This is a genomic window from Candidatus Sulfotelmatobacter sp. (genome assembly GCA_035498555.1).
In the GTDB taxonomy this organism is placed as follows: domain Bacteria; phylum Eisenbacteria; class RBG-16-71-46; order RBG-16-71-46; family RBG-16-71-46; genus DATKAB01.
In genome coordinates this window covers 1-13,124 of the sequence record DATKAB010000183.1, presented here as the reverse complement: position 1 = coordinate 13,124, position 13,124 = coordinate 1, and the positions used below count along the sequence as shown (strand labels likewise).

General features: G+C 70.3%; 14 protein-coding genes and 1 riboswitch. Of the genes, 2 read left to right on the top strand and 12 right to left on the bottom strand.

Annotation, left to right across the window (positions count from 1 at the left end; translation table 11 throughout):
- Together VMJ70_14490 and VMJ70_14485 are read left to right on the top strand one after the other, a co-directional pair.
- Positions 1-253: hypothetical protein (locus VMJ70_14490; protein ID HTO92336.1), on the top strand; the 253-nt coding region annotated here is incomplete at its 5' end.
- A gap of 48 nt (positions 254-301) precedes the next feature.
- A riboswitch (Fluoride riboswitch) is annotated at positions 302-365 on the top strand.
- Between the two features lie 12 nt (positions 366-377).
- A complete protein-coding gene (locus tag VMJ70_14485) occupies positions 378-500 on the top strand; it encodes a hypothetical protein (GenBank protein HTO92335.1) in 123 nt (40 codons plus the stop codon).
- Here the strand turns inward: VMJ70_14485 and VMJ70_14480 are convergent.
- The 12 genes from VMJ70_14480 to VMJ70_14425 all read right to left on the bottom strand — a co-directional run.
- Positions 482-1,069 carry a thioredoxin family protein gene (locus tag VMJ70_14480; protein HTO92334.1) on the bottom strand — a complete coding sequence of 196 codons (588 nt, stop codon included), beginning with the start codon at positions 1,067-1,069 and terminating at the stop codon, positions 482-484. The two genes, VMJ70_14485 and VMJ70_14480, sit on opposite strands and share 19 nt — an antisense overlap.
- The gene (locus VMJ70_14475) at positions 1,056-1,766 is read right to left on the bottom strand and encodes an ABC transporter permease subunit (protein HTO92333.1); all 711 of its coding nucleotides are present in this window, start codon (positions 1,764-1,766) and stop codon (positions 1,056-1,058) included. Before VMJ70_14475 ends, VMJ70_14480 begins: the two co-directional genes overlap by 14 nt.
- Positions 1,763-2,719 (bottom strand): ABC transporter ATP-binding protein, encoded by a 957-nt coding sequence (locus tag VMJ70_14470; GenBank protein ID HTO92332.1) that lies wholly within the window; start codon positions 2,717-2,719, stop codon positions 1,763-1,765. Before VMJ70_14470 ends, VMJ70_14475 begins: the two co-directional genes overlap by 4 nt.
- 106 nt (positions 2,720-2,825) lie before the next feature.
- A complete protein-coding gene (locus tag VMJ70_14465; GenBank protein ID HTO92331.1) occupies positions 2,826-3,761 on the bottom strand; it encodes an MBL fold metallo-hydrolase in 936 nt (311 codons plus the stop codon).
- 72 nt (positions 3,762-3,833) lie between these two features.
- Complete coding sequence (locus VMJ70_14460; GenBank protein ID HTO92330.1) at positions 3,834-4,907, bottom strand: ABC transporter ATP-binding protein; 1,074 nt, start codon at positions 4,905-4,907, stop codon at positions 3,834-3,836.
- On the bottom strand, positions 4,873-5,733 hold the full coding sequence (locus VMJ70_14455; protein HTO92329.1) for an ABC transporter permease: 861 nt from the start codon (positions 5,731-5,733) through the stop codon (positions 4,873-4,875). The genes VMJ70_14460 and VMJ70_14455 overlap by 35 nt, the downstream gene beginning before the upstream one ends.
- Positions 5,730-6,539, bottom strand: coding sequence for a molybdate ABC transporter substrate-binding protein (modA, locus tag VMJ70_14450; GenBank protein HTO92328.1), 810 nt, complete (start codon positions 6,537-6,539; stop codon positions 5,730-5,732). Before modA ends, VMJ70_14455 begins: the two co-directional genes overlap by 4 nt.
- Before the next feature lie 144 nt (positions 6,540-6,683).
- A complete protein-coding gene (locus VMJ70_14445; GenBank protein HTO92327.1) occupies positions 6,684-6,965 on the bottom strand; it encodes an HU family DNA-binding protein in 282 nt (93 codons plus the stop codon).
- A gap of 306 nt (positions 6,966-7,271) precedes the next feature.
- Positions 7,272-9,881 (bottom strand): FlgD immunoglobulin-like domain containing protein, encoded by a 2,610-nt coding sequence (locus VMJ70_14440; GenBank protein HTO92326.1) that lies wholly within the window; start codon positions 9,879-9,881, stop codon positions 7,272-7,274.
- A gap of 60 nt (positions 9,882-9,941) precedes the next feature.
- Complete coding sequence (locus VMJ70_14435; GenBank protein ID HTO92325.1) at positions 9,942-10,265, bottom strand: hypothetical protein; 324 nt, start codon at positions 10,263-10,265, stop codon at positions 9,942-9,944.
- A 112-nt stretch (positions 10,266-10,377) separates the two neighbouring features.
- The gene (locus VMJ70_14430) at positions 10,378-11,727 is read right to left on the bottom strand and encodes a crosslink repair DNA glycosylase YcaQ family protein (protein HTO92324.1); all 1,350 of its coding nucleotides are present in this window, start codon (positions 11,725-11,727) and stop codon (positions 10,378-10,380) included.
- A partial coding sequence (locus tag VMJ70_14425) for a heterodisulfide reductase-related iron-sulfur binding cluster (GenBank protein HTO92323.1) occupies positions 11,724-13,124 on the bottom strand: 1,401 nt, incomplete at its 5' end. The genes VMJ70_14425 and VMJ70_14430, both read right to left, overlap by 4 nt.

The window sequence follows — 13,124 nt, the reverse complement described above, 5'->3', positions numbered from 1 at the left end:
GGTGTCGGCCCTCAAGGTTCCTACCACGGCGGTGTTCTCGGATCGCACCTGGCCGAACGACGAGACCTGGGCCGACAACGCGAAGGATCTTGGGCTTCAGCGCATTCCCAAGCTGAATCCGGTGAGGATCGCGGGTTGCGGCCACTTCGTGATGCTCGATCGTCCCGACGAGCTGGCGCGGGTGATCGCGCACGCCGCCGAGAGCGCGAGCGAGCCGGTTGCGGTCGCCGCGGCGAGCCGCTCCTCGCGTTGACCCGGTGCCGGGTTTCGGCGCCGCCCGCGACCTGCCAGGCTTCTCCCCGCAGCGGAAGGCGATGGAGTTCGCCGGAAACCGCCCACACCGGGCTGATGACTCCTACCGAAATGGTGGGAGTTTCGTGGACACGCGCGAAAAGGTCGAGGCGTTCCTGCCGGTGGTGGACCGTGCGGTGGGCGAGGGGCTGGCGACCGTCGAGCGGGTCGCGGTCCGCTTCTACCGCGGTCAGCGCCCCGGCACCTGATCGAGGCTGTCGGGCGGGAACGCGCCGGGCGGCGGCGTTCCGACCTGGAAGCGGAAGCTCTTCCCGCGAATGAACGGCAGATCCATCATTTCGAGCTGCGCGCGCCGCAAGGAATCCATCAGCGCGTACGAGCTGGTATAGCCTTCGAGCTTCCGGAACCGCGCTCCGTCCGGGCTGGTCACGACGAACGCCGGAAGGGTTTCGACGCCGAAGCGGGCGCGCAGCTCCCGCGCCCCGGGATCGGGAGAGACCAGCGGGCCCTCGACGCGCACCGGTGCGAACTGGGCCTGGATCCGTTGTGCCAGCGCCGGATCTGCGAACACCTCGCGTTCGGCGCGGCGGGAGTCCTTGCTCGCCGGGTCGGTGAACACGTAGAGCACCGGCTTGCCGGTGGGCGTGGCGCGGCCCGCGGCCGGGGCCGGCGTCCAGCTCACCAGGTCGGGCCGGTCTTCGGGATGAGCTTCGTACCAGATCCCGACTCCGAGACGCGCGAGCAGCAGCGTCGCCGCCACGACCAGCAGCGCGAGCGGCGTGCGCCGGGTGGGGCCGCCGCGCTCACTCCGAGGCATACGAGATCTCCCGCGCGTTGATCAGCAACACCGCGACGGCCAGACACAGGCTGATGGTCGAGAGGTACGACACCCACTCGAACCACGGCACCGAGTCGAGGCCGTGGACGGCCTCCAGCGAGATCTGCGGGGCCACGAAGCGAATGATCTCCTGTCCTGCGCGCGTCACCGACTCGTGCCGGGTGAACTGGCCCATCGCCTGCAGGACCTGTCCGCTGATGAAGGACAGGATGATGGCGGCGACGTCGCCGATCCCGGAGATCAGCGATGAGAAGAGCACCAGCACACTGAGCGTGGCGAGCGCCGGCAGCACCTGGTCGCCGAAGCTGAACAGGACGTCGGCGAGATCGGGAGCGGCGCCGCGCGCGAGCAGGATCAAGGACGCGAGCGCGATCTGGGCCGCGACCAGCCCTGCGATCGCCGCGGCGATCGCGAGCCACCGGCTGGTGACGTATTCCCAGCGCCGGACCGGCCGCGCGAACAGGAGTTGCATCACGCCCGAGCTGGTCTCCTGGCCGATCAGGCCGGCGCCGAGCAGGAATGCGTACAACGTTCCGCTCTGGATCGCGTGCAGGCCGATCTGCGGAAAGAACAGCATGAACATCAGCGGAAACGCGAACACCGCGGCGACCAGCACCAGTCGGATCGGGCTGGTGAAGCGCTGGCGCAGCGCGGTGACGAACAGCGTGGCGTTCACGACGTGCCTCCCGCCGGCGGAGCACCTGCGGCGCCGGACGGCGACTCGAACAACCTCTCGAGCCGACCGCCTTCGGGCGCGGCCTCGACGATCGGAACGCCGGCGCCGAGCAGCGCCTGCAGCAATCGCGTGGCGCCGGCATCGTCGGCGACGCTGAAGCGCGCGGTCGGCGGCGCGACGCTCGCGAGCGCGGCGCCGGCCTGCGCGGCGGCCGCGGCCAGCCGCGCCTGGTCGATGCCGGCGGCGCCGCCCGCCCAGCGCACCGCCAGCACGCGCCGCAGCTCGGCGCCGGCGCTCACGGTCTCGATCGACTGCACCTGTCCGCCGCGCACGAACGCCACGCGATCGCACAGCCGCTCGACCTCGTCGAGCTGGTGCGAGTTGATGATCACGGTGGCGCCGGTGGACTTGAGTTCGAGCAGCAGGCGCCGGAACAGCATCACGCCGGCGGGATCCACCCCCGAGATCGGCTCGTCGAGGAACACGAAGCGCGGCGTCCCGAGCAGCGCCTGAGCGAGCCCGAGCCGCTGCAGCATGCCGCGCGAGTAGCGGCGGATCGCCTGCCGGCCGGCCGAGGGATCGAGCCCGACCCGCTCGAGCGCGGCCTGGCATTCGGTGGCGCGCGAAGCGGGATCGAGCTCGGCCAGCGCGTGGTGGTAGGCGAGGAAATCGAGCCCGGTCATCCAGCGATCGAGCACCAGCCGCTCGGGCAGGTAGCCGGTCTGGCGGCGCACCGCGAGGTCGTCGGGCGGATGGCCATCGAGAGCGATCTCGCCCGAATCGTGGCGCAGCAGCCCGAGCAGGCAGCCGAGCAGCGTGGTCTTCCCGGCGCCGTTCGGGCCGATGATGCCGAACGTCTCGCCGGGCCGGATCTCGAGCGAGACGCGATCCAGCGCGCGCACGCTTCCGGCGCGAAAGGTCTTGCTGACGTCCGCCACTCGTATCGCGGTCAAACGGCCTCCCTAACCGGCACTAGATAATGCATTCGCGCCGGGGCCGCCAGCCGTTCCCCGGCGCGTTCTGCGATCTACGGCGATCGGGCCGCCGCGGTTGCGCGGCTCAGTAGCGGTCGAGGTCGTGGCCGACGCTGACCGCCCCGCGGAACCCGCCCGAGCGAATGCCGGTGATCAGCTGCTCGTCGCTCGCCCCCATCCGCACGATGTGGATCAAGACGAGGTGTTTCGGTTTCGCGCGGGCCGCGATCGCGCCCAGCTCGCGATCCGAGGTGTGAAAGGTCCGCATGTAGCGCGGCCAGTCTTCTCCGCCGGGACGGTCCTCGGGTTTCAGGAGGGCCGCCGGATAGACTTCGTGCAACAGCAGGTCCACCCCCTTGGCCGCCGACTCGATCTCGGCGCACGGCGCGGTGTCCCCCGAGATGACGATCGACTTGCCTGGCGCGTCGATGCGGTAGCCGAACGCGGTTTTCCACGTGCCGTGCTTCACGGGAATCGCGCGGATCCGCACCCCGGCCGAGTCGTAGACCACGCCGGCGCGAATCTCGTGAACCTCGACTCGCTGGCCACCCGGAGTCTCGTGCTCGAGCCCCTGGGTGCGGATCGCGATGTCTTCCTTCCACGCCTCGAGAATCGAACGAGTCATCGCCGCGGTACCCGGCGGGCCATAGATCGGCAGCGGCTTCGTCCTGCGCATGACCCACGAGGTGAGGATCACGTCGGGGAGCCCGAGGGTGTGATCGCTGTGCAGGTGAGTGAGAAACACCGCCGTGATCGGACCGTTCCGCACCGGCAGCCCGGCGGCGTTCATCTGTCGCATGACGCCCGCGCCGGCGTCGAACAGGAAGAGGCGCGCACCGACCGCGACCGCGAACGCCGGGCCCTGCGCGTGCGCGTCGGGAAACGGCATGCCGGTGCCGAGCAGGATCACCGCCGCGCTCTCGGCTCGCGCAGCGGAGGGCGCGCACGCCGCCGGACGCGGCGAAGCCGCGACGGCGAGCAGGGCCGCGAGCCAGGCGAATCGCATGCGCGCGACGCTCAACGCTTGAGCTCGTCCTTCACGGTGACGCATCGTGCCAAGCGCGGAGGAAGTGCGCAACGGCGATTTGCAGCGTCACATGAAGACCCGCACGCCGGTCGCCTTGAACGAGGCGTAGACCTCGCGCCCGGGAGCCAGGCGCAGGCGGTCCACCGCTGCGCGGGTGAGGTCGGCCACCAGCGGCGGGCGACTGGCGAGGCTCACGCGAATCCGCTCGCCGCCGGGCGGCTCGGGCTGCAGATCCTCGACGCGCCCGGGCAGCACGTTCTGAGCACTGCCCTCGGGAAGCTCGAGCGAAATCGTGATTTCGCGCGGGTCGACGACCGCGAACACCTCGCCCTCGAGCTCGGTGGGCGCGGCCGCGATCTCGCCGTTCTCGACCGCCAGGATCGCCACGCTCCCCTCGCCGACTGCGCGCACGCGGGCGCGGAACAGATTGGTGCCGAGGAACTCGGCGATGTAGCGCGAGCGCGGCCGGTGCATCAGCTCGTCGCGGCGGCCGAGCTGGGTGATCCGCCCGCTCTCGAGCACCGCGATCTGCTCGCCGAACGCCAGCGCTTCGGCCGGGCTGTGGGTCACGAACAGGCTCACGCACGGCAGCTCGTCGAGCAGGCGGCGCAGCTCGGCACGGATCGAGCGCCGGCTCTTGAGATCGAGCGCGGCGAGCGGCTCATCGAGCAGCAGCAGCGCGGGCTCCAGCACCAGCGCGCGCGCCAGCGCCACGCGCTGCTGCTGGCCGCCCGAGAGCTGCGCCGGGTGGTGCCCGGCCAGCTCCGCGAGCCCCATGCGCTGGAGCGCTGCGCGGGTCCGCTCGCCGAGCTCGTCGCCGGCGACGCCGCGCGCGCGCAGGCCGAAGGCCACGTTCTCGCGCGCGGTGAGGTGCGGAAACAGCGCGTAGTCCTGGGGAACGTAGCCCACCCGTCGCGCCTCGGCGGGCACGTGCGCGCTCTCGGCCGTGTCGTCGAGCACCGCGCCTTCGAGCACGATTTTGCCCGAATCGGGCGCGAAGATGCCCGCGATCAGGCGCAGCAAGGTGGACTTGCCCGACCCGCTCTCGCCGACCAGCACCAGCACGCCGCGGTCGGCGGTGGCAAGCTCGACGTCGAGCGCGAAGCTACCGAGCTGCTTCTTGACCTGAATCTGGAGCATCGTGGCGATTCCAGAACCAGCCCGCGGGCGCCGCGCGCAATCCCAGCAGAAGCCCGAAGGACATGAGCAGCAGCAGCACCGAAAGCGCCACCGCGGCGTCGAGATCGGACTGCAGCGCGACGTAGACCGCGAGCGGCATGGTCTGCGTGGTGCCGGGAAGGTTCCCGGCGAACGTGATGGTGGCGCCGAACTCCCCGAGCGCGCGGGCCGCGCTCATCGCCAGGCCGGCGAGCAGCGTGGGGCGCGCGAGCGGCAGCATCACGCGGAAGAAGCGCTCCCGCTCGCCGGCGCCGAGCGTGGCGGCGACGTCGGTCAGGCGACGATCGACGCCCGCGAAACCGGCGCGTGCCGGCGCCACGAAGAAGGGCGCCGCCATGAACACCTGCGCAACGATCACCCCGAGCGTGGTGAACGGTAGCGTGATTCCGGCCAGCGACAGCGCGTGGCCGGCGAGCCCGGCGCGGCCGAACGCCATCAGCAGCGCGAAGCCCGCCACCGTGGGGGGCAGCACCATCGGCAGATCCACCAGCACCTCGATGGCGCGCTTGCCGGGGAAACGGCGCGTGGCCAGCAGGTAGGCGGCCGGTGTGCCGAGCAAGGCCACCACGGCGGTGGCGGCGACGCTGGAGAGGAGGCTCAGGCGCAGCGCCTGCAGCACGTGGGGCGAGCCGAGATGCCGGGCCAGGTCGGCGATCGGCACGCGCGCGAGCAATCCGAGCAGCGGGAGTGCCAGGAACAGCAGCAGCAGCAGCGTCGCGCCCAGGGCCCAGGCCGAGAACGCGGCGTTGGCGGCTCGCGGTTCGCGCCGGGCGTCCGGCCCGATCACGGGCGCGCGACGCCGGCGGCAATCATTCCATGGCGCTCGAGCGTCTTCTGGCCCGCCGGTGAAATCGCCAGCGCCACGAACGCGCGGGCCAGCTCCGGCGAAGCGGCGGTTGAGAGCGCCGCGATTGGGTAGGTGGCGAGCACGTTCGACGAATCGGGGATCGCGATCGTGCGCGTGCTTTTCGCCACGCTCTGGGTCACGTCGGAGTGATAGACGATGCCGGCGTCGGCTTCGTTCAATGCCACCTTGCTGGCCACCGACTTCACGTTCTCTTCTTCCGAGGCGAGGTTCTTGAGCACGCGATCCGAGAAATCGGCGCCGAAGCCCGGCTCGGCCGAGAGCTTCTTCAAGACCTCTCGGGAGTAACGCCCGACCGGAACGGTCTCGGCGCCGAGCACCAGCTTGATTCCGGGCTTGGCCAGATCCTGGAGCCGGTCGAGGTGTGCGGGGTTGGACCTGGGGATCACCAGCACCAGCCGGTTGCGTGCGAATACCAGCGGCTCGCCGGCGACGCGTCCCGCCCGAACCATTCGCCCCATCCACGCCGTATCGGCCGAGGCGAACACGTCGGCCGGCGCGCCGGACTCGATCTGCGCTACGAGCTGCTGCGATCCGGCGAGATTCAACTGCACGGTGCATCCGGCGTGCGCCTTGTCGAACTGCTTTGCCAGGTCATCGAAGGCTTCCGAGAGCGACGCGGCGGCGAACACGTGCAGCGTGACCGGGGCGGGGGCGCCGGCGACCGGCAGGGGCGCGACGCTCAGCGCGACCAGTGCCATCGCGAGGCACGCACGTAGTGAGCGCATGACGGGGATTCTCCGCGGGCTGCGCGCGTGATCGCGCGCCCGCGCATCTTGCCCTCGCGCGGCGGGCCGCGGCAAGCGCGGCCGCCGGAGCAAACGAAACGGCCCCAAGCTTGCGCCCGGGGCCGCTCGGAAGTCCGTCGCGGACTACTTGAGGGCCAGCTCCTTCATGGCCTTCGCGATGCGGAACTTGAGCACGGTCTTGGCCGGAATCTTGATGGGCTCGCCGGTTTGCGGATTGCGGCCCATGCGCGCCTTACGCTTCACGACCACGAGCTTGCCGACGCCGGGGAACACGAAGCCGTTCCGCGCCTGCTTCGCTGCGAGCATCGCGAGCTCCTCGAGGATCGAGACGCTCGTCTTCTTCTTGAGATCGAACTTGTTCGCGAGGTGTCCCGCGATCTGCGACTTCGTCATCATCTTGGCCATCTGCTCATCCTTTCGCTGAGGCCTTGATCATCTGCGCCCGGCCGCGTGGCCATCCTTGCGTTTCAAGGGAGGAGGGCGCCCAAATCGGACGGACACGAGTCGCGTGTCCTGGCCGCCGCTCTGTATAGCAAGCGCGCCCGCGATTTCAAAGGGCTTTTTTGAGGCGACCCCATTTTTCGCCAGTCCTGGCGCGGGCCAAAATCAAGCATTTTCCGGGCCGCGTCAGGAGCGGGTGAAATCCACCTCGGCGAGGAGCGCAGCCGCCTCCGCGAAAGTCGGCGCGTGCGGTCGGGCGCCGCGACCCGCTCAGCGCTCGCGGACGATGCTGCGCGAGCGGACCCCGAGCGCGGATTCGACGCGCGCGAAGTAGACCCCGGCGGGGACCGAGCGCCCGCTCTGGTCGCGCCCGTCCCAGTTCAGCGTGTGGCGTCCGGCCGCGAGCGGGCCCGACTCGAGCGCGCGAATCCGCCGGCCCGTGAGGTCGTAGATCCCCGCGTCGATTCCGGTTGGCGAAGGCAGCTCAAGCGTCATCCGAACTTCGCCGCGGCTCGGATTGGGCGCCGGCGCCTCCAGCGCGAGCCGGCTGGCGGCGGGCGGTGAAGGCTCCACTGCCACGGGCAGCGCCGCGAGATCGAGCCGCCACTGCGAGCGCCCATGGGTGGCGGCGATCAGCTGCTTCACGCCGCCCGTGTCGTAGAGCGAGAGATCGGCGACCGAGGTGATCGGGAGCCCGATGCCGAGCGGAAACCAGATCGCGCCCAGGTTGTGCGTCGTGTAGACCCCGATGTCGGTGGCGAGGTAGAGGGTGCCGGGATCTTCCGGATCCACCACCAGGTCGTTGGCGGGGGCATCGGGCAGGTTGCTCGAAACCGAGGCCCAGGTGGCGCCGAGGTCGGCGCTGCGGAAGACGTGGGGCAGCGGATCGTCCTGCCCGAAGCCCGAGAGCGTGACGTAGATCACCTGCCGGTTGGACCGATCCGGCGTCACGCGCGTGATGTAGCGCACCGGCAGCCCGGCCTGAATGTTGTTCCAGGTGACTCCGGCATCGGGCGAATACCAGACACGGCCGTCGTCGGTGCCGGCCAGGTAGAGATTGGTGTCGGCGGGCGAGATGGCGAGCGTCGAGAGCGTGCCGTAGCCGAGGCTCGACACCGGATTGGTGCTGAGATCGCCGCTCACCACCGAGTAGTTCACTCCGCCGTTCACGCTCTTGTAGACGCGCTGGCTGCCGGCGAGCAGGACATTCGGATTCTTGGGGCTCATCGCGATCGGGCTGTTCCAGTTGTACCGATCCGACGAGCTGAAGCCGGTGGGCCCGCCGAACGACGCGCCGCCGTTGGTCGAACGTCGCGGGCCCGTGCCGCTGCAGCAGTTCTGGTATTCGGCGTAGACGATGTTGGGATTGGCGGGGCTGATCAGGCACTGGAAGCCGTCGCCGCCGAGAATGATGCCCCAGGCGTTCGGGCTCCCCGAGGTGATCGAGGTGCTGTTGTCCTGGGCACCGCCCATCAGGCGGCTCGAGTTCGAGGGGTCCACCGTGCCGGCGTAGAACTGGGTGATCGGCGTATCGAGCGACTGCGTCCAGACCGTGCCGCCGTTGGTGGAGTAGTAGAAGCCGCCGTCGTTGCCGAGGTAGATGCGGTCCGAGTCGACCGGGTCGATCCACATGGCGTGCTCGTCCACGTGCGTCGCGCCCAGCACGCTCGAGAAGTTGACGCCGCCGTTGGTGGAGAGCAGCAGATCCTGGCCGAGGCAGAAGACGCGCTCGGGCTGGGTTGGATCCACCGCCAGGTCGCCGAAGTACCAGGAGAAGCCGCCGAAGGCGTTGACGAACTGGGCGCCGGTGTCGCGGCGCACCCAGGTGACGCCGCCGTCGAGGCTGCGATAAACGCCGACTCCGGAGTAGCCGCCGATCGCGCCGCTCGTCACCTGCGCGAAGATCACCGACGGCGCGAATTTCGGAATCGAGAGCCCGATCCGGCCGAGGTTGTCGTCGGGCGTTGGCAGCCCGCCGGCGAGCTTCACCCAGGTGTCGCCGCCGTTGGCGCTGCGCCAGATGCCGCACTCCGGGCCGAAGGCGCGCCGATAGGTGTAACGGCGTACGCGCTCCCAGGTGGCGCAGTAGACGGTCTCGGGATGCGCGGGATTGATCACCACGTCGCAGGCGCCGGTCGAGTCGCTCACGAACAGCACCTTCGACCAGTGCGCACCTCGATCGAGACTGCGATACACGCCGCGATCGGGGCCGGTACTGAACTGCGTGCCCATTGCCGCCACGAAGATGCGCGTCGAATCGAACGGGTCGACCGCCACGCGCGCGATGCGCGCGGTCTCGGCGAGGCCCAGCGAGGTCCACGACTGGCCTCCGTCCTCGCTGCGGAACAATCCGGCGCCGTCGTAGTTGTCGATGGCGCCGTTGGACTCGCCGGTGCCGGCGTAGATGACGTTGCTGTTGGAGGGATCGAGTGTCAGCGAGCCGATCGAGTACACGCCCCACAGGTCGAAGATCGGCGTCCAGTTGACGCCGAAGTTGGTGGATTTGAAGATCCCGCCGGCCGCGGCGCCGAAGTAGACCGGGTTGCCGCCCGGTGCCGCCGTGATCGCCGCGATGCGCCCGCCGATGTTGTACGGGCCGGCGGGCGTCCAGAGGAGGCCGGCCTCGGCCTGGGCGCCCTTCTGCGCCTCGCGATCGGCGCGCGCCTGATCGAGCGCTTCGTCCACTTTCTTCTGCGGGATGGCGTCGAACGGGTAGGCGCGCTGGAAGAAGAACCAGTCGCTGGGGGCGTGCTCGGTCTCTCCACGAGCTTCCGCGCCCCGCTCGAAGCGAGAGCCGGTCGAGGGCGCGGCCGCGATCGCGGCGAGCACGATCAGGGCGGCGAACTGGATGGAGCGATCGGGGTGCAAGGAGCGGTTCACGGGGTGTCGGAGGTCGTGGCGAACGTGGTCTTTCTGATCTTTCTGATGGTACCGCCCCGCTCAGCGCCGCGCGAGCGGGATCACGAGTTTCAGGGCGCTCAGCTCGGCCGAGAACGCGCAGACCTTCACGTCCACCAACCCGTGCCGCAGCGCGGCGCCACGCACCATGTCCTCCTTGATGTGGGGCTGGCCCTTCGGCCATACGACCCAGATGGCGCCGTTACGCCGAATCGCGGCCTCCAGCTTCGCGAGCCGCGCCAGCTCGCGCTCGGAATCGACTCGCATGACCACCAGATCGGCCCCGCGCACCGAAGCGGCCGGCGCGCGTCCGACCCGCTCGCGCAGCTCGGCCAGGAAGCGGCCCTGATCATCCAGCCCGATCACGGCGACGGCCATCTCGGGCCTGACACCCAGCTTGTCGATCAGCGGCTTGCCCGAGTAGCCGGCGGACCCGGCTCCACCGGGTGCCCGCGCGGGGCTCGCTCTTGGCCGAGCCCTAGATTTCGGCCGGCTCGGCATCGGTCTGCTCGGCGTCGTCTTCGATCGGCGCATCGAGGGCGTGCAGTGCCGGGGCGTGGGCCAGCGCTCGAGCGAGCGGCGCGCGCAGCGCGCGTGGAGCGACGGCGCCGAGCGTGACCTCCCGCGCGCCCACGAACGCGGCCAGCGAGCGCGCGGCCTCGGCCACGCCGGCCAGCGCGGCGTCGCGATCGACCGCCTGCCAGCGGGCGGCGGGTGGCGGCTCGCCCCTCGCGAACCACGGCTCGAAGTGAACCGCCTTCAGCTCGAGCCGCGACTCGGCGCGATGGGTCTTGAGATCGGCGCGGCCGATCAACTGGCCGTCGTGAAGGATGGGCAGCGAGTAGTAGCCGAAGCGGCGCTTGTGGGACGGCACGTAGACCTCGATGGTGTAGTCGAAGCCGAACAGCCGCTCGGTTCGCTCGCGATGCCACAGGAACGAGTCGAACGGCGAGAGGAAGGTGGTCCCTCGCGAGGCCGCTCGGCGCCGCGCGGCGCGCTCCAGCGCCTCGAGATCTCCCTGCCGCACGAACCAGCGGCGTGCAATGCCTTCGATCGCGACCTCGACCACCGTGCCGGCGCGCAGCGCCTTCTTAAGAGCGGCGCGGCGATCGTTGGTCGAATGGCGTGGAAACGTCATGTAGCGACTGAGGTCGGTCTCGGTGGCGGCGCCCATCGCGTCGAGCGAGCGGTCGAGGTGCCAGTCGAAGAACTTCTCCCGCGAAAACGGGGGCCGGGCGAGCGCATCGGGCAGCAACCGTTCGGTGAGATCGAAACGCTTCTGAAAGTGCTTTCGGGAATGAGACGTGATCACGCCGCTCATCCAGAGGAAGTCGAGCGCGTGCGCCGCCGGCTTCCAATTCCACCAGCCGGCCGAGCGCTTCTTCTGCGGCTGATCGAAATCGGCGCTGCCGAGCGGTCCGCGCTCGCGGATCGCGGCTTCGACCTTCTTGAGCATCGGGCCATGTTTGCGGAGGAACTTGCTCCATGCGCGATTGCGCGTGTGGTAGTCGAGCATCGGCCGCCGCCAGGCCGGAAAGTCCTCGGTCGGCACGATGCACGCGGCGTGCGCCCAGTACTCGAACAGCAGCCGCCTGTGATAGACGATCCGATCGAAGCGGTCGCGATCGTGTGGACCGAACCGGCTCCACAGCGTGATGCGGTGGGCGCGATCCACCACGTTGATGGAATCGAGCTGGAGCCCGCCGACGCCGCGCACCAGGCTCACGGCGCTGGCCGGGGTCAGGCGCCGCGCGCGCGGCCGATCGAGCTGCTGTCGCTCGAGGAACAACGCGGCCGCGGCGCGCAGCGGGAAGCGCGGCGCGCTCATGCGCGTGCGTCCCCGGGCGCCGGGTGGGCGCGCCCGAGCAGCTCGACCAAATGGAGCAGCTCGGCCTTCTCGCCGCGTTCGGCGGCGCCGCGCTTCATGTGCATCAGACAGCCGGGATTGGACGCCACCACCACGTCGGGTCTGACGCGCGCGATCGAATCGAGCTTGGGGCCGAGCTGCGCGTCGGCCATCTCGGGATGCGACAGGTTGTAGACGCCGGCGCTGCCGCAGCACCAGTCCGAGTTCGGCAGCTCGATGAACTCGACGCCAGGCAGCGCGCGCAGCAGCTGGCGCGGCGCCGAGCGCACCTTCTGAGCGTGAGCGAGATGGCAGGCGTCGTGATAGGTGACGCGCAGTGCACGGTCGCGCCGCGGTGGAGCGGTCGCCGGCAGGCCGACCTCCGCCAGCACTTCGGACACGTCGCGAACCTTGCTCGAGAAGCTCGCCGCCCGCCCGGCGGCCGGATCGTCGTGGAGCAGGTGGCCGGATTCGCGGAGCGCCGCCCCACAGCCCGCCGAATGCGAGACGATCGCGTCCACGTTGGCATCGAACGCCGCGACGTTGCGGCGCGCGAGCGATCTGGCATCGTCGCGCAGCCCGGCGTGCGCTTGCAGCGCCCCGCAGCAGGTCTGCGCGCGGGGGACCGAGACCTCGCAGCCGGCGAGCACCAGCAGCCGCACGGTCTCGTGGTGAATGCGGGGGAAGAGCGCCTCCATCACGCACGAGGTGTGGAACGCCACGCGGCGCTTCGGAGCGCCCGCTGGACGGAAGACCAGCGCCTCGGCGCGGCGTTCGAGCCGCGCGCCGGCCGGAAGCCTGGGCTCGACGCTCTCGAGTGCGCGCTCGCGGCGCGGAAGGATGCGCGGCGTCATCTCGAGCCCCTGGCTCGCGAAGCGCGGCATCGCCCGGCGCGCGGCGGGCGTCGCGAGCAGTGCCCCGAGCGGGCCGCTCTGGCCGAGCGACAGGAGCGTGGCCGCGGAGCTCACGCGGGCCGGACTCGGCAGCACGTGGCGCAGCACGAAATGGCCGAGCATGCGGAGCGGCGACGCCGCGTGGCCGGATTCGGAGGCACGGCGCGTGAGTTGGGCGCGCGTCTGCTCGAGCAATTGCCCGTAGGGAACGCCGGCCGGGCATACGGTCTCGCAGGCGCGACAATCCAGGCAATTGTCGAGATGGGTGACCAGCGGATCGCTCGGGGCGATGCGACCTTCGGACAGCCCGCGCATGAGATAGAGCCGCCCGCGCGGCGAGTCGGGCTCGATCTTGAGCGTGCGATAGGTCGGACACGCGGTGAGACACAGCCCGCAGTGGATGCAGGTCTGGAGATCCGCGGCCGGCGGCGGATCCTGGCCGTCGAACCAGCCGGGGCGCGAGGCGGGAGAGGGGGCGGGAAGCAT